Below are 18,853 nucleotides of genomic sequence, written 5' to 3'. Positions count from 1 at the left end.
CCCCGCGCCCCTGAAAAGGGCGCTGCTGCCCGGCACACCAACTGGTGTGCCGGGCACCGGTGTTACGTGAGGACGAAGCTGCGCCACGCCTGAAGGGCGAGTCCCGGCTCCGCCTTCCGGCGGGTCGTCAGCAACTCCCCGCTGCCCGGCTGGAGTTGCGCCGCCACGACCTTGCCCTCGTGGTCCTCGCCCAGCGACAGCTGTGCGTCCGCGGGCAGTTGGGGTCCCGACTCGGTCCACCAGGCTCCGGCGGACTCCTGCTCGGTCGGGTAGGCGGCGAAGGCGACCCGGCCGCTCGCGGAGCGCTGGGCGAGCAGCGTGCAGTCGATGCCGTCGAGCGTGAAGCGGAGGGCGGACACCGGGCCGGGTCCGGCGCTCGGCAGCAGTTCGGCGGGCTCCGTGCCGGGCCGCCAGGCGCACAGCATGTCCGACTCGTCGGTGAAGAACACGGTCACGTGCTCGTCGGAGGTGGAAAGGGCCCGCAGGGTGCCCGGCCGGGCCGCCGCCTTCAGCGGTTCGTCGTCGAGCGCGGGTATGTGCCCCGGCCCCGCCTGCGTCCAGCGCAGGATCCCCGCCGGTGACGTCGCGTACAGCTCGACGCGCCCGGACGCCCGGGTCACGGCCGTCAGTTCGCCTTCCACCTCACGGCCCTTCAGATCACGCCACGGGCCCCAGCCGCCGCGTTCCTTCTGGCCGCGCATGCTGACGCCGCCGCCCCTGTTGCGTACGAAGACGTGGGCGCGGCCCTCCGCGTCGACAGCGACGGCCGGAACGCCGGTCTGCTGCCCCTTCTGGTTGGGGTGCCCGAGCCGGTTCCAGTCGAGTGCGGCGAGATGCGGGCGGAAGTGCGTGGAGTGGACGAGTCCCGCCTCCCCAGCTCCGGTGGGACGCCAGGAGACCAGGTGGGCGTAACCGTCGGTGCCCTGGCCCACGGCCAGCACGGGATGCACCCGCTGGTCGCCGCCCACCGTACGCGGCGCGCTCCACGGGCCTCCCGGGTTTCGCTCCGCCCAGCACCACACGGCCTCGTCCCGGGAAGCGTAAGCGCTGAGTCGGCCGTCCCGGCCGCGCAGGAGCCAGGCGCCGTTCACTGTAGGGACCATCGACACTCCCCCACTGTAGTCGGGGCCGCGGGATCCGCCCCGTGCGACCCTGGCCTCATGAACGCCCCTCTCCTCGTGATCGTCGACGCCGCGAACGTGGTCGGCTCGGTCCCCGACGGCTGGTGGCGGGACCGCCGAGGGGCGGCGGAACGCCTGCGGGACCTGTTGGTGCCGTACGCCGACGAAGGCCTGCCGGACTTCCCGGGTCCCCTGGAAGTCGTCCTCGTAGTCGAGGGAGCCGCCCGCGGAGTGCCCTCCGTCGCGGGCGTACGGGTCGAGTCGGCGCCCGGCAGCGGGGACGACCGCATCGTGGAGCTGGCCGCCGAAGCCGGGGAACGCCGCTGCCTGGTCGTCACGGCCGACCGCGAACTGCGAAGCAGAGTGGGCGCGTTGGGCGCCGAGGTGACCGGCCCCCGGACCGTACGCCCGTAACCCCCCGTCCTCGGGGCTCGGCAACCGCTACGACCACCGCCACCGCCACCACTACGGAACGCGTGCGTAGAGCACCGCTCCGTCCACCAGTCCCGCCCGCTCGTACTCGGCCGCCAGCAGCCGCCCCAGCCAGGGCAGCCGGTGCGGGGCGTACGGCTTGCCGCCCGAGTCGTCGACGACGAGGGCCGGCGCATGGGCCGTGAGCTCCTCGCGGAACACCGGCCACGCGCCCTCGACGGCGTACTTCTCGCCGACCCGGGGGCCGTCGCGGCCGCCGCTGTAGTTGGTGAGCAGACCGGCGGTGAGGTAGCGGGTGGCGGGGGTACGGTCGGCCAGCCAGTACGTCTCGGGGTGTATCCCCCAGACGAGGACCCGCTCGCCGGGAGCGGTGCGCTGGGCCACGGCGGCCGCGACACGTGCCGCGTGCGCGAGGTCGGGGCGGGGCGCCAGCAGCCCCCAGGAAAGGAACAGGGCGCAGCAGCAGGCCGAGGTGAGCAGGGCCGTCGCCAGACGGGCGGGGGGCAGGATCTGGAGGGCGGCCGTCGCCAACAGGGAGAGGGGCGGCGTCAGTTGCAGGAAGTAGTGGCCGAAGAAGTGGAAGCCGAGGAGGACCGCGACGGCCGACGAGGCCAGCCACAGCCACAGGTCCGCCGCTCCCGTGCGGGCGACGCGCAGCACGCGTACGACCGGCGGGATCAGACCCGCGCAGCCCACGCCCAGGATCGTGGTGTTGGTCAACGCCCGGCCCGCGATGTGGAGTTCGGAGCCCGCGAAGGACGCGTACGCGCCCGAGCCGGTCACCGTCCAGAACAGGAACCCGGCGGGATCGGTGACCAGTACCGCGCCGAGCAGCGGGAGTACGGCCCCGACGCCCAGGCGTACCAGACCCTTTCGGGATCCCCCGCCGCGCCACAGCAGCCACAGCACGGGCACCAGGACCGCCCCGCCGGTCTGCTTGGCCAGGGCGGCGCAGGCGACGGCCGCGCCCGCGGCGCCCCAGCGGCTTCGGTCGGCGCACCACATCGCGGCGGCCGTGCAGGGGAGCATGAAGATCTCGAAGGCGGCGGCCTGCGCGTCCTCGGGATGCAGCCCGATGGAGGAGAGCAGGTACAGCACCCCGGCGACGCGCCCCGGGCCGTCGCCCCAGCGGCGCCGGGCGAGGGAGACGAGCAGCACGGCGGTCAGCAGCTGCGCGAGGACCGCGCACACCCGCACGGACGTCAGCGAGCCGTCGCCGAAGAGCGTGAACGCTCCCTGGTAGAGCCACGGCACGAGCGGCGGCTTGCGGTCCACCACCGTCTCGTACAGCGATCCGCCGGCGGCCAGCAGCCGGGCCTGGACGGCGAGATAGCCCTCGTCCGGGTTCCACAGCGGGAGCCGGAAGGAGGGGATCCTGGTGACGCAGGCCAGGACGGCCAGGGACGGCAGCAGCCGTGTCCAGTAACCGGAGGGGCGGACGCCCGCGGGCTCGTATCCGGAGCGTGACGAGACGAGGGGCTCGGCGAGCATGCTGTGCACGCTATCCGGCCCCTCGACCTCCACCGAAGCGGAACATACAGGGATGAACCGCCCAATTCGAATGCGCCCCGTGCGAAGACCGGGGCGGTTACTGCGTGTCGTTGGTTCCGGTTACCTCGTGTTGTCGATCGGCGGCGAGGTCCGCGGTCCCCTCCATACGGCTGTGGGAGCGGCCGTAGAGGAAGTAGACGACGAAGCCGACCGCCATCCAGCCCGCGAACCGCACCCAGGTCTCGGCCGGCAGGTTGAGCATCAGCCACAGCGAGGCGAGCACGGACAGGATGGGCACCCAGGGCACCAGCGGGGTGCGGAAGGCGCGGTGGAGTTCGGGGCGGGTGCGGCGCAGGATGACGACGCTGATCGCCACGACGACGAAGGCGAAGAGCGTGCCGATGTTCACCAGTTCGGCGAGCTCGCTGAGGCTGGTGAAGCCCGCCAGTGTCGCGATCACCACGCCGAGCAGGATGGTCGGCCGGTGCGGCGTCTTGTAGCGGGGGTGGACGCGGGAGAAGAAGCGGGGCAGCAGTCCGTCGCGGCTCATCGCGAAGAAGACTCGGGTCTGGCCGAGCAGCAGGATCATGCAGACGGTGGTCAGGCCGACGGCGGCGCCGAAGCTGATGAACCCGGCGTACCAGGAGTGCCCGGTGGCCTTGAAGGCGTCGGCGAGCGGGGCGTCCACGGACAGCTTGCTGTAGTGCTGCATGCCCGTGACGACGATCGACACGGCGACGTAGAGCGCGGTGCAGATGAAGAGGGAGCCGAGGATGCCTCGGGGCATGTCGCGCTGCGGATTGCGCGTCTCCTCTGCGGCGGTGGCGACGATGTCGAAGCCGATGAAGGCGAAGAAGACGACGGAGGCGGCGGTGAAGATGCCCATCACACCGAAGTTGGTGGGCGCGTAGCCGAACACCAGCTGGATGAGCGGCGCTTGGAGGTCGTTCCCCGCTTGCTGCGACTGCTCTTCCGGGATGAAGGGCTTGTAGTTGTCGGCCTTGATGAAGAAGGCGCCCGCGATGATCACGACCAGGACCACGGTCACCTTGATCGCCACGATGATCGAGGTGACGCGCGCGGAGAGCTTCATCCCGAGGACGAGGACGGCCGTCAGGAGCAGCACCAGGGCGAAGGCGAGGATGTCGAAGCCGAACCCGTCGGCCACGTCCGGCCCGGCCAGCGCGTCCGGCAGATGCCAGCCCGCGTTGTCCAGCAGCGAGCGGACATAGCCGGACCAGCCGACGGCGACCACCGCCGTGCCGAGCGCGAACTCCAGCACCAGGTCCCAGCCGATGATCCAGGCGGGCAGCTCACCGAGGGAGGCGTACGAGAAGGTGTACGCCGATCCGGCCACCGGGACGGTGGAGGCGAACTCGGCGTAGCACAGGGCCGCGAGTCCGCAGACGACGCCCGCGACGGCGAAGGCGATCGCGGTGGCGGGACCGGCCACGTCCTTGGCCACCTGGCCCGTGAGGACGAAGATGCCAGTGCCGATGATCACTCCGACGCCGAAGACGGTGAGGTCCAGGGCGGAGAGCGACTTCTTGAGCGCGTGTTCGGGTTCCTGAGTGTCTCTTACAGATTGTTCGACACTCTTCGTCCGGAAGAGGGCGTTGCTCACAGGCATACCTCCCGCGCTTGTCGTCGTCGACATGGATGAGCGGTGGTCGTATGCCCCGGCACCACGAGTTCACGCCAAAAAAGAGCCGGTTCCGACACCCTGCCGAGTGCCGGAACCGGCCCGTACGAACCTGTGGGGACGTCAGTCGCGCGCGGGCTCCACGGAGTCGACGGCGCCCGCGTCGGCACCCGAGAAGCGGCCGTCGATCCTGGAGACGAGGCCGGTGACCTGGCGGGCGATGTCCGGCGCGGTCAGGCCGATCTCCGCCATGACCTCCTTGCGGGAGGCGTGGTCGAGGAAGCGCGGCGGGATACCGAAGTCGCGCAGCGGTACGTCGACGCCCGCGTCGCGCAGAGCCTGCGCGATCGTCGAACCGACGCCGCCGACGCGGGAGTTGTCCTCGACGGTGACGACCACGCGGTGCCGCTCCGCGAGCGGGGCCATGGCCTCGTCGACGGGCTTGACCCAGCGCGGGTCGACCACCGTGGTGGAGATGCCCTGCTTGTCGAGGAGATCGGCGATCTCCAGGCACATCGGCGCCAGCGCGCCGACCGAGACGAGCAGCACGTCCGGGGTGTCGGTGCCCGGTTCACGCAGGACGTCCATGCCGCCGACGCGGCCCACCGCGGGGACGGCCGGTCCGACCGCGCCCTTGGAGAAGCGCACCACGGTCGGCGCGTCATCGACCTCGACGGCCTCCCGCAGCTGGGCGCGGACCTGGTCGGCGTCGCGCGGCGCGGCAAGCCTGAGGCCGGGTACGACCTGGAGGATCGACATGTCCCACATGCCGTTGTGGGAGGCGCCGTCGGTGCCGGTGATGCCGGCCCGGTCGAGGACGAACGTGACCCCGCACCTGTGCAGGGCGACGTCCATCAGGACCTGGTCGAAGGCGCGGTTGAGGAAGGTCGCGTAGACGGCGAAGACGGGGTGCAGTCCGCCGGTCGCCAGGCCCGCCGCCGAGACCGCGCCGTGCTGCTCGGCGATGCCGACGTCGTACACCCGGTCCGGGAAGGACTTGGCGAACTTCTCGAGGCCGACGGGCTGGAGCATGGCCGCCGTGATGGCGACGATGTCCTCACGCTCCTTGCCGAGCTTGACCATCTCCTCGCCGAACACGGAGGTCCAGTCGGCGCCGGAGGACGCGATGGGCAGGCCCGTGTCCGGGTGGATCTTGCCGACGGCGTGGAAGCGGTCCGCCTCGTCCTGGAGGGCGGGCTGGTAGCCGCGGCCCTTCTCGGTGAGACAGTGCACGATGACGGGACCGCCGAAGCGCTTGGCGCGGGCGAGCGCGGACTCCAGGGCCTCGATGTCATGGCCGTCGATGGGTCCGACGTACTTCAGGCCGAGGTCCTCGAACATGCCCTGCGGCGCGATGAAGTCCTTCAGCCCCTTCTTCGCGCCGTGCAGGGTCTCGTACAGCGGCCGTCCGAGGACCGGGGTGCGCTCCAGGATGTCCTTGCCGCGGGCCAGGAAGCGCTCGTAGCCGTCGGTCGTGCGCAGCGTCGCCAGGTGGTTGGCGAGGCCGCCGATCGTGGGCGCGTACGAACGCTCGTTGTCGTTGACGACGATGACGAGCGGGCGGTCCTTGGCGTCCGCGATGTTGTTGAGCGCCTCCCAGGCCATGCCGCCGGTGAGGGCACCGTCCCCGATGACCGCGACCACGTGGTCGTCCCGGTCGAGGACCTCGTTGGCCTTCGCGAGGCCGTCGGCCCAGCCGAGGACCGTGGAGGCGTGCGAGTTCTCGATGACGTCGTGCTCGGACTCGGCCTGCGAGGGATAGCCGGACAGGCCGTCCTTCATCTTCAGCCGGGTGAAGTCCTGACGACCAGTGAGCAGCTTGTGGACGTAGGACTGGTGTCCCGTGTCCCACAGCACCTTGTCCTTCGGGGATTCGAAGACGCGGTGCAGCGCGATGGTGAGCTCGACAACACCGAGGTTGGGGCCGAGGTGGCCGCCGGTCTTGGAGACCGCCTCGACGAGGAAGGTCCGAATCTCCTCGGCCAGCTGTTCCAGCTGCTCCGGGCTGAGCCGGTCCAGATCGCGCGGTCCCCTGATACGGGTCAGCAGCGGCACCCGTGCCTCCTTGCAGTAGAGCTGTTCGAGCTTTGCCGGGCTCGTCGAGTCTAATGTTCCGCCTGTAACGGGGAAGGCCGGGCTCAGTGCCTTCTTTGTCACGCGATCAGCCCCGGACAGGCGCGAAAAGCAGTTCCCCGCGCCCTGAAGGGGCGCGGGGAAGTGACATCGTGCGGCTCCGCCGCATGGGCGCGGCCGGCCACGACCGACCCGCAGCCGCCGAACAGCCCATTCAATCGAGCTCTTGGGCGCAGCCGGGCCCTCGCGGAGCGCTACGCGCGACCCGCCGTCTTCTGGGTCTTACGCGTGACGGAGTCGATCACCACCGTGGCGAGAAGCACACTGCCGGTGATCATGTACTGGATCGGCGTGGCGATGCCTTCAAGAGCGAGGCCGTACTGGATCGAGGTGATCACCATGACACCCAGCAGCGCGTTCCACGTACGGCCGCGTCCACCGAAGAGGCTGGTGCCGCCGATCACGGCTGCCGCGATCACGTTCATCAGAAGATCACCCGCGCCGGCGCTCTGGTTGGCCGCGGCGATCTTGGAGGCCCAGAACAGACCGCCGACCGCGGCGAAGAAGCCGGCCAGGGCGAAGACCGAGATCCGTACCGCCGTGACGTTGATACCGGCACGCCGAGAGGCCTCGACGCTGCCGCCGAGCGCGAAGATCTTGCGGCCGTAGCCCGTGCGGCGCAGGACGAAGTCGGTCGTCACCAGGACCAGCATGAACAGCAGCAGCGCGAGGGGCAGGCCCTTGTACTGGTTGAACATGATCGCGGCGGCGTACCCGACGATCGCCAGCAGAACCGTGCGCAGCACGATCTCGCTGAGCGGCCGGGACGGGACGCCCGCGGCCTCGCGGCGTCTGCTGTCCAGGAAGGAGGTGACGAAGAAGACGACCACCGCGATGGTGGCGAGCCCGTAGGCGGCGGCGACGTCCGAGAAGTAGTACGTCGTCAGCTTGCCGATCAGACCGTCGCTGTCGAGGTTGATGGTGCCGTTCTCACCCAGGATCTGGAGCATGAAGCCGAGCCAGAACAGCAGGCCGGCCAGGGTGACCGCGAACGCGGGCGCGCCGATCCTTGCGAAGAAGAAGCCATGGATGGCGCCGATGAGCGCGCCGCCGACGAGGGCGATGACCACGGCCTGCCACTCGGTCATGCCGTGTGTGACGCTGAGTACGGCCGCGATGGCGCCCGCGACACCGCTGACGGAGCCGACCGACAGGTCGATCTCGCCGAGCAGCAGCACGAAGATGATGCCGACGGACATCATGCCGGTCGCAACCATCGCGACGGCGATGTTGTTGAGGTTCTCGGCGGACAGGAAGGCCGAGTTCAGGCTCTGGAAGATGGCGCCGATGATGATCAGGCCGACGACGACCGGGATCGAGCCGAGGTCTCCGGCGCGCAGCTTGCGCTTGAATTCGATGATGTAGCCGGCGAAGCCGCGCTCACGCACCAGCAGTCGCGGGTCCACCGCGACGTCCGCGCCGACGGCCGCCTCAGGGTTCTCGACGACACCGCCCGAAGGCTCCAGGGTGGCGTTCTTCGTCTTGTCGATGCTCACTTCTGAGCCTCCCCGTAACTGCGGGCCGCACGACGGGTGACGGCGTTGTCCGTGGCGCCGGTGATGGCGGAGATGATCTCTTCCTGTGAGGTGGACTTCACCTCGAAGACGCCGTTGTTGCGGCCGAGCCGCAGCACCGCCACCTTGTCGGCGACGGCTTTCACGTCGGCCATGTTGTGGCTGATGAGGATCACGGCGTGGCCGCGCTCGCGCAGCCGCTCCACCAGGTCGAGGACCTGGGCCGTCTGCTCGACGCCGAGGGCCGCGGTGGGCTCGTCGAGTATGACCAGCTTGGGCTCGCCGAGCATGGAGCGGGCGATGGCCACGGTCTGGCGCTGGCCACCGGAGAGCGAGGCGATCGGGATGCGCACGCTGGGGATGCGGATCGACAGCGTGGTGAGCAACTCGCGGGCGCGGCGCTCCATCTCGACCTCGTCGAGGACGCCGCGTCTCTTGAGCTCCCGGCCCAGGTAGAGGTTGCCGACGACGTCGATGTTGTCGCACAGCGCGAGGTCCTGGTAGACCGTCGCGATGCCCAGGTTCTGGGCGTCGTGCGGCTTGTTGATCTGGACGGACTTCCCGTCCCATTCGATGACGCCCTCATCGATGGGGTGGACGCCGGCGATGGTTTTCACCAGCGTGGACTTGCCGGCGCCGTTGTCGCCGACCAGGGCGACCACCTCACCGGAGTGGACCTCGAGCTCTACGTCGGTGAGCGCCTGGACGGCGCCGAACCGCTTGGAGACCCCGCGCAACGCCAGCACAGGCGTAGCGGACACGTGAACCATCTCCTTCGCCGCCTGACCCGGCGGGAGGTTGTGCAGAAAAGTTGTGGAGGGGTGTTCCTTCCGGCGCCCCGCCCGAGCTTGCGGGGCTGGTGTGTGCGGGGCGCCGGAGGGGCTTCGAGTACGCGCGTCCCGTACTGAAATTCAAAGACGAATTCCTGTACGTAGAAAGGGACTTGCGGTACTTACTTGAGGCCGATCTTGTCGCAGTCGGCCTTGAACTTGGGCGTGCAGATCTCGTCGACCGTGTAGATGCCGTCCTTGATGACCGTGTCGTTGATGTTGTCCTTGGTCAGCGAGACAACGGGCACGAGGACCGAGGGGATGCCCTTTTCGGTCGGGCTGTCGACGTCTTCCTTGGCGATGGAGTCGAGCTTCTCGCCCTTGGCGAGAGCGACGGCCATCTCCGCGGCGACGTCCGCCTCCTGCGGGTAGGGCTTGTACACGCTCATGTACTGCTCGCCCGAGACGATGCGCTGCACGCCCGCGAGTTCGGCGTCCTGGCCGGTGACCGGCGGGAGCGGGGAGACGCCGGCGGCCTTCAGGGCGGTGATGATGCCGCCCGCCATGCCGTCGTTGGCGGAGTAGACACCGACGATGTTGTTCTTGCCGATCGCGGAGATCGCGCCTTCCATGTTGGCGTTGGCGTTCTCCGGCTTCCACTCCTTGGTGTCGTACGACTTCGCGACGTCGACCTTGCCCTGGAGCTGGGACAGCGCGCCCTTCTTGAACTGGGCGGCGTTCGGGTCGGTGATCGCGCCGTTCATCATGACGATCTTGGCGGAGGGCGTGGCCTTGTCGCCGAGGGCGTCCAGGAGCGCCTTGCCCTGAACGCGGCCGACCTCTTCGTTGTCGAACGAGACGTAGCTGTCGATCGGGCCCTGGGCGAGGCGGTCGTACGCGACGACGGGGATGTCCGCGTCCTTGGCCTTCTTGACGGAGTTCTCGATGGCCTTGGAGTCCACCGCGTCCACGATCAGCACGTCCACCTTGTTGGTGATCATCGTGTCGACCTGCTGGTTCTGGGTGGTGGCGTCCTGCTTGGCGTTGGCGTAGACGACCTCACCCTTGTTGTTCGTGAGCTCCTTGACCTTCTTCTCGATCAGAGGCTTGTCGAACTTCTCGTAACGCGCGGTCTGGTTCTCCGGAAGGAGCAGACCGACCTTGATCGCGTCGCCCTTGCTCGCGGTCTCATCGCTGTCACCGCCGGACTCCGCGGCGCTGCCGCAGGCCGCGAGCGAGGCAGCCATCGCCCCTGCCGCGACGGAAATGGCGACACGACGCATACGCGTATTCACTTCAGAAACCTCCCTGACAAGGCCGCGACAGTGCGACCGAGGTGGCTGGAAGTCAACTCGGCCCAAAGTGCGACGTCAAGAAGTAAATCCTTAACGAGATGGCAACGGTGCCATCCGTTCTCTAAGTGAAGGCAGGCGTGGCCGCCGAAAGGGTTCCGTCCAAAAGGGTCGAATCTCCCATCTCGCTGAGTGCGAGAGCGAGCGCCCCGAGGACCTCCGCACGACCGCCAAGTGCCCCTGGAAGAACGGAAAGCTGACGTGCCGCACTGGGGATGGCATAGCGGCCGACCGACTCCCTTATGGGCCCGAGCACCAGCTCACCGGCCTCCGCGAGATCACCGCCGAGGACAACCCGGCTCGGGTTGAGCAAGTTACAAAGGTTGGCGACTCCACTGCCGATATGTCGGCCGACGTCGGCGATCACACGACGGCAGCCAGGGTCCCCGTCCCGCGCCAGCCGTACGACAGCTTCCATCGTCAGATCCGTGCCGTGGCTGGACTGGAGGAGCGGCAGCACATAGCGCGCGGCCGCGAAGGTCTCCAGACAGCCCCGGTTTCCGCAGCGACAGACGGGGCCGGACTCATCAAGAGTAATATGCCCGATTTCTCCCGCAGTGCCACCCGGGCCACGGTAGATCCGGCCGCTGATCACCAGGCCGGCGCCGACACCGCTGGCCACCTTGATGTACGCGAGGTCCTTGACCCCCCGGCCGCTGCCCCACACCAGCTCGCCGAGGGCACCGAGGTTGGCGTCGTTGTCCACGTGCACCGGCACGCCGAGCCGCGCCCGCAGCTCCTCGGCGGGCTTGGTACCGGTCCAGCCCGGCAGGATGGCGGTCGAGCCGAGCGTTCCGGACTCCACGTCGATCGGGCCCGGTACGCCGAGGCCCACGCCCGCGATCTTGGCGCGGTCGACACCGGTGGCCAGGATCAACCGGCTGACCAGCTGTTCGGCCCGGTCGAGGCCCTGCGCGGCGGAGGCGTCCACGTCCAGCGGCTCGGACTCCTCGGCGAGCACCTGGTGCGCGAGGTTTCCGATTGCGACGCGCAAATGGGTGTGCCCGAAGTCGACCCCTATCACGATGCCGGCGTCGCCGCTCAGGCTGACGCTGCGGGCCCGTCGGCCGCCGGCCGACGTGGGCGTGACCTCGACCGTTCCGCCGTCCTTGAGTTCCCGGACGATATTGGAGACCGTCGCGGCGGACAGGCCCGTCGTCCTGGCGATCTCCGCCTGCGTGAGCGATCCGGCGAGGCGCACCGCACGGACAACCCGTTCGAGATTTGCTCGGTGCAGCGATGACTGAGACCCCGGAGTCTCCACGACGACCTCCTGCGTACGGGGCGGCCGCGGCGAAGGCCCCGCCTATGTCCAACTAGTGAACTCTAAGCTGAGCCGTTGCGGTCGCCTCCCGTCAAGAGGTTGAGCTGATCTGGAGCAACGGGCCACCCGAACGAGGATCCGCCCCCGAAAGCCCCGCAGCGCGCTTCTCGGCCGTGAACGAAAGTACGCCCGAGCGAACCGCGAACCGCCGACGTTCTCGACGCGGCCGGCTCGGCGGTTCGGCAGCGCTCAACGAGGAGCAGTCGGCCCTCGACGCTGAGCCGGGAGTCGGCATGGGTCATCGCACGCGGCTTCCTTCGTCGGCGTCCTGGGCCAGGGGCTCCGTGCCGGCGTCGCCCGTGCTGAGGAACGTTCTGGGTATCCAGCGCAGGGCGATGACTGCGAGTGCGCCGTGGAGGATGCCCGCGATGGCGGCAGCGGCGTGCAGACCGGAGATGAAGGCGCTCTTCGCGTCGCCGATCACCGCGGGTGCGAGGCCGGGGATCTGGAGTGTCTCGTTGAGGGTGCCGGCAAGATCGGGTCCCTGGAGCCGGAAGATCAGGGCGGCCAGCGAGCCGAGGAGCGCGATGCCGAGGGCGTTGCCGATCTCGTTGCTGGTCTCGGCGATCGCCGCCGCGGAGCCGGCGCGTTCTGCGGGAACGGCGGCGACGGCGGTGTCGGCGACGACGCTGAAGGAGATGCCGTAGCCGATGCCGGCGACGACGGTGGATGCGATGTACCAACCGATCCCGCCGAAGACGCTGGTGGGCATCAGCAGGAGCAGACCTGCGGCGATGAAGGAGTGGCAGGTGATGAGCGCTGCTCGTGTGCCGGTACGCGCGACCAGTGCCGGAGTGACGATGCAGGTGACGGTGAGCACAGCGGCGCCGGGGAGCGCGACAAGAGCCGCGTCCAGGACGGTCAGTCCGAGGACGGACTGGAGGTAGATGCCCCCGAGGTAGGCCACCGCCGACCATGCGGCCAGAGGCAGAAGCCCGGTGATGGCCGCGATCGTGAACACCCGGTCGCGGAAGAGGCGGAAGTCGATCAGGGGGTGTTCGAGGCGCGGTTGCCGCCGGACGAACCAGCCCAGGGTGACGACGCCGACGATCCCCGTGGCCACCGGGGCCGCTGCCGGCCCCTCCGCGGCAGCGTGCTTGATCGCGTAGACGGTCAGCAGGATGCCCGCAGCGGAGAGCAGAACGCTCAAGACGTCGACGCGGCCGGTCCGGGTGGCGCGCACCTCGCGGAGCAGGACCGGGGCCAGAAGCAGGAACAGTACGACGACGGGGAGATTGATCAGGAAGACCGATCCCCACCAGAAGCGGCTCAGCAGCTGTCCGCCGACGACCGGGCCGATCGCGAACCCGGCGGCGAAGGTGGCTGCGAAGATCCCGATCGCGCTCGCCCGCCGGCGTGGGTCGGTGAACAGTTCGCCGAGTACCGCCAGCGCCGACGGCAGCAGCGTGGCACCGGCCACGCCCATCAGCGCCCGGAAGGCGATCAGCAGCTCCGGCCCGGGTGCGAAGGCCGCTCCCGCCGAGCCGACACCGAACACCGCCGCGCCGGTCATCAGCAGCTTCAGCCGGCCGTGACGGTCGCCGATGTTGCCGAACGCGATGAGCAGGGACCCGACGGCGAATCCGTAGACGTCCAGGATCCACAACGCCTGATCGGCGGTCGGCGACAGCGCCTCGGAGACCTTGGGCATCGCCAGGAACAGGACCGAACCATCCATCGCGACCAGCAGCACCGGCCCGAGCACCACCAGCAGACCGAGCCACGCCCGCAGCCCGGAAGAGTGAGAAACACGCTGTTCGTTCATGCTTTTGACGGTGCGGCGCCGTCCCCTCGGCAGCCAGACCCGCGTCATGGGTACACCTCTCAGGGACACCCAGCCACGGACCGTCGCGCCTACGCTCGCAGTCATGGAACTGGAGAGCCTCGGGGCCTATCTCAAGACCCGCCGCGACCGGGTCACGCCCGCCGACGTCGGACTGCGCACCTACGGCACCACCCGCCGCGTACCGGGCCTGCGTCGCGAGGAGCTCGCCCAGCTCGCCGGAGTGAGTGCCGGCTACTACACACGTCTGGAACAGGGCCAGGCCGGTACGGCCTCCCAACAGGTCCTCGACGCGCTCGCAGGCGTGCTCCAGCTCGATCCGGCCGAGACAGCCCACCTGCACAACCTCGCCCGTCAGCCCACCACCTCACGGCTGGTCCGTCCCCGCCCCGAAAGGCCTCACCCACGAGTACTGGCGCTCCTGGCGTCCCTGGGTGAGACCACTCCGGCCGTCGTGCTCGGCCGCCGCGGCGACGTACTGGCCTGGAATCGCACGGGACATGCTCTCGTCGCAGAACACGTCGACTTCGACGCGCCGCACGATCTCGCGCGACGGCCGTCCATCCCTCGGATGTTCTTCCTCGACTCCCTCACGCGCGACCTGCACCGAAACTGGGATGAACTGGCCCGAACCCATGTCGCCTACCTGCGGCTCACCGCGGGCAGGTATCCCACCGACGCCCGACTGGCCGAACTGATCGGCGAACTCGCCATGCGCAGCCGCGACTTCGCCACGCTATGGGCCAAAGGCGACGTCGCGGACTGCACCGTGGGCACCATGCGCCTGCAACACCCGACCGTCGGAGGGGCCGACGTCGACTACCAGGTGTGGCTACAGCCCGACAGCCCCGACCACCGGCTTGAGGTCTACACACCCAACGACAGCACCTCGGCCGACGCGCTGCGCCTGTTGTCCAGCCAGGTCGCCGATCAGCAGGATCCTGCGGTCGCCCTCTCCGAGACGGCCCGGCATCCCGACGCCTGAGGGCCGCGCTCCGTGGCGGGGTGCGGCCCTCAGCGCAGGTGCTTACGAGGTCCAGCCGCCGTACGGCACGGTGATGAGTTCCATGGCGTGACCCGCCGGATCCATGAAGTACACGCCGCGGCCGCCGTCGTTCTGGTTGATCATTCCGGGCTGTTTGCGGTGCGGGTCGGCGTAGTGCTCGATGCCACGCCGCTCGATCTGCGCGTACGCCGCGTCGAACTCCTCGTCGGAGACCAGGAAGGCGTAGTGCTGGGGGGTGATCCTGTCCGCAGGGATCGCGGCGAAGTCCAGCGTGACGCCGTTACTCAGGCCGACAGCGATGAACGGGCCCCACTCGGCGGTGATCTCAAGACCCAGCAGGTCCGCGAAGAACTCCGCGGATTCCCGGTTGTCCCGGGCGTGGACGATCGTGTGGTTCAACTCGACTGACAAGGAATGCCTCCGAGGGCATCTCCCGACACCTCCATGCCTCACCCAGTCGGTGACCGGCACGCGATGTCGCCGTAGATCCTAGTACGGCGACACCGTTGCCGGTCGCGGCTTTCCGGGGCGTGGCTACTTCAGGGCGCCCGCCGTCAGGCCCTGTACGACCTGGCGCTGGAAGACGATGTAGGCGGCGAGTACCGGCAGCATCGCCATCACGAGGCCGGCGAAGAGGCCGGACCAGTCGCCCTTGTAGCCCTGGCTGACGGCCAGTTGGACGAGGCCCTGGGTGAGCACCTTGCCGTCGGGTTCGGTGTTGAGGACCGTCGGCAGCATGTACTGGTTCCACTGGCCCAGGAAGTTGAAGATGCTGATGCTGATCAGACCGGGCTTGGCCATCGGCAGCATCACCTGGAAGAACGTCCTGGTGTGCGAGGCGCCGTCCACGAAGGCCGCCTCGGCCACCGAGGTCGGCAGCGTACGGAAGAAGGCCGTCATGAAGAACACCGTGAACGGCAGCGAGTACGCGATGTAGACCAGGATCAGCCCGGGCAGCGTGTTCAGCAGCGAAAGGTTCTGCATGACGTAGAACAGCGGGACCAGCGCCAGGATGATCGGGAAGCTCATTCCTCCGATGAAGAGGAAGTAGATGAAGCGGTTCCCGGGGAACTCGAAGCGCGCGAGGACGTACGCCGCCATGGAGCCCAGCAGCATGGTGCCGACGAGCGAGAAGCCCACCACGATCACCGTGTTGAGGAAGTAGTCGCTCATGTGCGCCTCGGTCCAGGCGCGCGACCAGTTGTCGAAGTGCAGCGTGTCGGGCAGCGCCCACGGCGAGCTGAAGATGTCCCGGTCCGCCTTGAACGAGGTCATCACCGCCCACAGCAGCGGCATCACGACCATGAACGCCCAGAGAATGAGCATGCCGTGCGAGAAGACATTGAGGGTCCTGCCCTCGGCGGACTTCTCCCGCGGCGCGGGCACGCCGGTCGTCTTGGTGACGGGCGCCGGCTCCTCGGTGGCGTCGGCGGGAGGCGTGTCGGTCGTCTTCACTCGTGTCCTCCTCGCGACTCGGTCAGCTTGGTCAGCCCGGTCAGCTCCGTCCGCATCAGTACTCCAGCCGCTCGCGCCGGCCCAGCCTCATCACGACCGCCACGAACAGCAGCGTCAGGACGAGCAGGGCGACACCGATCGTCGTCGCGTAGGCGGCCTGACCGTCACGGAACGCCTTCTGGTAGACGTACAGCGGCAGGACCGTCGTCGAATAGTCGGGGCCGCCGCCGTTCGGCCCCACCGTCATGATCTGCACGACCGCGAACGACTCCGCGCCCAGCGCCAGGATGCCCATATAGGCCCAGCCGGACTGCACCGTGTCCCAGAGCAGCGGCAGGGTGATCCTGAAGAACGTGGTGATGCGGTTCGCGCCGTCGAGCAGCGCGGCCTCGTAGTAGTCCTTGGGAATCGAGGCCATTCCGGCGGAGAACAGCACTACGAAGAAGCCGACGGTGCACCAGACGAGAACCGCGAAGACACACCACAGGGCGAGGTCGGGATCGCCCAGCCAGTCGGGCTGGACATTATCCAGGCCCACCGCCTTCAGCGCGGAGTTGAGCGCTCCGCTATTGGGGTTGTAGGCGAACTGGAACAGCAGGGCGACGATCGCGATCGACAGTACCTGCGGGAAGAAATAGACGACCTTGTAGAAGGAGGAGCCGCGGACGCCCGCGATCGCGGCGTTCTTCCGGCGCCGTCCCCCGACATTCAGCATGAAGGCGAAGAACAGCGCCAGCGTCAGCGTCACCAGCGGCAGCAACACGACGAACATCACGCTGTGCTGGAAGGACTTCCAGAAGACCTCGTCGTCGAGCAGCCTCGTGAAGTTCTTGAAGCCCACCATTTTGAACTCGGGGCTCAGACCGCTCCAGTCCGTGAACGAATAGTAGATGGACTGGATGAAAGGCCAGATCACGAAGAGGACGTAAATGGCCAGGGGCGCCGCCAAGAACCCCACGATGAAACGGTATTTGCCGTGTTGCATTCCTTCGGACCCCATCTTCTGGCGGGCGCTGCCGACACCGGCGCCGCACATCGAGAGCCTGGGGCACCGGGTCCCGGCCCGGGGCCCCAGGCCGCGCTCACTGGTGCTTGTAGTGCTTGATGGTGTCGTCCTTGGCGGCTTCGTCGGCGTAGCCCTGGATCTTCTTGATGGCCTCGGCCGGGGTGAGCCGCCCCGCCATCATCTCGCCGAGTCCGCCGACGCCGATCTTCTCCTTCTGCAGCGCCACGTACCAGTCCTGGATGCGCGGGTTGACCACGTTGTCGCCGGCCTTCTCGAGGGCGGCGATCGCGGACGTCAGGCCCGGAGTCAGCTCGATGCCGTCGGTGCCGCCGTCGAGCGCGGTCAGCGACTTGACGGACTTGGTGAAGTTCTTCGACGAGGCCTCGCTGAGCATGATGCGCAGCTGCTCCATGCCGCCGTCAGGGTTCTTGGCCTTGGCGGGAACGATGAAGGGCTCGCCGCCGGACGCCCAGATGGTGCCAAAGGGCATCTTGTCCGAGCTGTCGATACCTGTCGGCGCCGACACCGTGCACGCGAAGTCCTTCGGCATGGTCTTCGCCGCTTCGTTCTCCACCCACGAACCGTTGGGGATGAAGAGCGCCTTGCCCTCTGTCCAGGCGGTCTGGGACTGGATGTGGTCCAGGCCCGGGGTGCCCTTGAGGATGTAGCCCTTCTTGAAGAGCTCGTAGTACGCCTCGAAGCAGGTCTTGACCGCGGGGTGCTTCCAGGCGTTCGGCTCCAGGTTGTCGATCGCGTCGAGGACCTCTCGGCCGCCGACCTTGGCGATCATCGGGTAGAGCGAGAAGGGGAGGTAGTACGGGTGCTTGCCGGCGTACGTCCAGCCCGCCATGCCCTTCTTCTTCGCCTTCGCGCAGACCGCGAGCATGTCGTCCCAGGTCTCCGGGTAGGTCGCGTCAAGCGACTCCAACGCCTTCTGGGAGTACCACACGCCGTAGACGGTGTACGCGTAGTACATGATCCAGATCGGGTCGCCGTCGAACTGGCCCATCTCGACGACGCCGGGGCGAAGAGTGTCCCGGACCTTTTTGCTCGGGTCGTCGACGGACGGCGCGTCCAGCAGCGGCGTCAGGTCGGCGAGCTGCTTCTTGCCGACGAGGACGCCCATGTCCATCTGCTCGGCACCGGAGTTGTCGATCAGGTCCGGCGGGGTGCCCTGGTTGAATCGAGGCTGCAGGACCGACTGGATCTTCTGCGTCGACGAGAACTTGACCTTCGACTTGGGGAACTTCTGCTCGTAGACCGCCTTGGCGTCCTCGGCGTACTTCGTGCCGAAACCGCCGTCGAAGATGACGATCTCCAGCGGCGCGCTCTCGTTGACGGCGAGCGGGTTCTCCTTGCTCTTCTTGCCCTTGTCGACCTTTTCGTCGCTGCCGCTGTCACCGCTGGCGCACGCGGACAGGAAACTCATGGTGGGCACGGCGATCAGGCCGAGTGCGGCGGACCGCTTGATCAGATCGCGGCGGCCGACACCCTCATGGTCACTGTGGGCGGAAGTGGATCCCATGCTCAAGTCCTCGCCTTCTCCAGGACTCAGGCGGTGAACCGGACCCTCCCCGGCACCGCGGTGTGGTGAAGCTGGTCTTGCACTTGACTGGAGGTCTTGCACATTTCAGCACCAGGATCAGCGGGAATGGCGGCAGTCGGCGTGCGCCGCGCCTCCGGTGTCCCCCTGCCCCTGCCTGTTGACGACCTGTTCGAACGGCCGAGCAGACGCCGACAGGTATAGTCCACTTCCCGTCCAGGGAGCAAGATCGGGAGCGGGGCACCCCATCATCTTTCCCGAGTTGAGACCTCCCGGAAATA

General features: G+C 68.3%; 15 protein-coding genes. 2 read left to right on the top strand and 13 right to left on the bottom strand.

What is annotated here, in order from left to right:
- Window positions 1-62 precede the first annotated feature (62 nt).
- Window positions 63-1,091, bottom strand: a complete 1,029-nt coding sequence (locus tag FGD71_RS04305; RefSeq protein ID WP_119099023.1) for a PLL family lectin — start codon at window positions 1,089-1,091, stop codon at window positions 63-65.
- A gap of 69 nt (window positions 1,092-1,160) precedes the next feature.
- Between FGD71_RS04305 and FGD71_RS04300 the strand changes: the two genes are divergently transcribed.
- Window positions 1,161-1,535 (top strand): PIN domain-containing protein, encoded by a 375-nt coding sequence (locus FGD71_RS04300; protein WP_119099022.1) that lies wholly within the window; start codon window positions 1,161-1,163, stop codon window positions 1,533-1,535.
- 51 nt (window positions 1,536-1,586) lie between these two features.
- Here the strand turns inward: FGD71_RS04300 and FGD71_RS04295 are convergent, their stop codons facing one another.
- The 8 genes from FGD71_RS04295 to FGD71_RS04260 all read right to left on the bottom strand — a co-directional run bounded on the left by FGD71_RS04295 (window position 1,587) and on the right by FGD71_RS04260 (window position 13,544).
- A complete protein-coding gene (locus FGD71_RS04295; protein WP_119099021.1) occupies window positions 1,587-3,044 on the bottom strand; it encodes an ArnT family glycosyltransferase in 1,458 nt (485 codons plus the stop codon).
- 97 nt (window positions 3,045-3,141) lie between these two features.
- Window positions 3,142-4,668: an amino acid permease gene (locus FGD71_RS04290; protein WP_119099020.1), complete on the bottom strand. Its 1,527-nt coding sequence runs from the start codon at window positions 4,666-4,668 to the stop codon at window positions 3,142-3,144.
- Window positions 4,669-4,809: 141 nt separating this feature from the next.
- The gene (dxs, locus tag FGD71_RS04285) at window positions 4,810-6,741 is read right to left on the bottom strand and encodes a 1-deoxy-D-xylulose-5-phosphate synthase (protein ID WP_119099019.1); all 1,932 of its coding nucleotides are present in this window, start codon (window positions 6,739-6,741) and stop codon (window positions 4,810-4,812) included.
- A gap of 272 nt (window positions 6,742-7,013) precedes the next feature.
- Complete coding sequence (locus tag FGD71_RS04280; RefSeq protein ID WP_119099018.1) at window positions 7,014-8,315, bottom strand: sugar ABC transporter permease; 1,302 nt, start codon at window positions 8,313-8,315, stop codon at window positions 7,014-7,016.
- Complete coding sequence (locus FGD71_RS04275; protein ID WP_162931017.1) at window positions 8,312-9,103, bottom strand: ATP-binding cassette domain-containing protein; 792 nt, start codon at window positions 9,101-9,103, stop codon at window positions 8,312-8,314. The genes FGD71_RS04280 and FGD71_RS04275 overlap by 4 nt, the downstream gene beginning before the upstream one ends.
- 182 nt (window positions 9,104-9,285) lie before the next feature.
- Window positions 9,286-10,386, bottom strand: coding sequence for an ABC transporter substrate-binding protein (locus tag FGD71_RS04270; RefSeq protein ID WP_119099016.1), 1,101 nt, complete (start codon window positions 10,384-10,386; stop codon window positions 9,286-9,288).
- Between the two features lie 133 nt (window positions 10,387-10,519).
- Window positions 10,520-11,719, bottom strand: coding sequence for an ROK family transcriptional regulator (locus FGD71_RS04265; RefSeq protein ID WP_119099015.1), 1,200 nt, complete (start codon window positions 11,717-11,719; stop codon window positions 10,520-10,522).
- Between the two features lie 298 nt (window positions 11,720-12,017).
- Window positions 12,018-13,544 (bottom strand): MFS transporter, encoded by a 1,527-nt coding sequence (locus tag FGD71_RS04260; RefSeq protein ID WP_119099069.1) that lies wholly within the window; start codon window positions 13,542-13,544, stop codon window positions 12,018-12,020.
- Between the two features lie 103 nt (window positions 13,545-13,647).
- Between FGD71_RS04260 and FGD71_RS04255 the strand changes: the two genes are divergently transcribed.
- The gene (locus FGD71_RS04255; protein WP_119099068.1) at window positions 13,648-14,547 is read left to right on the top strand and encodes a helix-turn-helix transcriptional regulator; all 900 of its coding nucleotides are present in this window, start codon (window positions 13,648-13,650) and stop codon (window positions 14,545-14,547) included.
- A gap of 42 nt (window positions 14,548-14,589) precedes the next feature.
- Here FGD71_RS04255 and FGD71_RS04250 read toward each other — a convergent pair whose 3' ends face one another.
- The 4 genes from FGD71_RS04250 to ngcE all read right to left on the bottom strand — a co-directional run bounded on the left by FGD71_RS04250 (window position 14,590) and on the right by ngcE (window position 18,554).
- The gene (locus FGD71_RS04250; RefSeq protein ID WP_119099014.1) at window positions 14,590-14,979 is read right to left on the bottom strand and encodes a VOC family protein; all 390 of its coding nucleotides are present in this window, start codon (window positions 14,977-14,979) and stop codon (window positions 14,590-14,592) included.
- A gap of 123 nt (window positions 14,980-15,102) precedes the next feature.
- Window positions 15,103-16,023 carry a carbohydrate ABC transporter permease gene (locus FGD71_RS04245; RefSeq protein WP_240436384.1) on the bottom strand — a complete coding sequence of 307 codons (921 nt, stop codon included), beginning with the start codon at window positions 16,021-16,023 and terminating at the stop codon, window positions 15,103-15,105.
- A 55-nt stretch (window positions 16,024-16,078) separates the two neighbouring features.
- Window positions 16,079-17,008, bottom strand: coding sequence for a carbohydrate ABC transporter permease (locus tag FGD71_RS04240; RefSeq protein ID WP_119099066.1), 930 nt, complete (start codon window positions 17,006-17,008; stop codon window positions 16,079-16,081).
- Between the two features lie 97 nt (window positions 17,009-17,105).
- On the bottom strand, window positions 17,106-18,554 hold the full coding sequence (gene ngcE, locus FGD71_RS04235) for an N-acetylglucosamine/diacetylchitobiose ABC transporter substrate-binding protein (RefSeq protein ID WP_119099013.1): 1,449 nt from the start codon (window positions 18,552-18,554) through the stop codon (window positions 17,106-17,108).
- Window positions 18,555-18,853: the final 299 nt, after the last annotated feature.

Origin of the sequence: Streptomyces sporangiiformans (assembly GCF_005768555.2) — a bacterium.
GTDB lineage: Bacteria > Actinomycetota > Actinomycetes > Streptomycetales > Streptomycetaceae > Streptomyces > Streptomyces sporangiiformans.
This window is presented reverse-complemented; position numbering and strand designations above follow the sequence as displayed.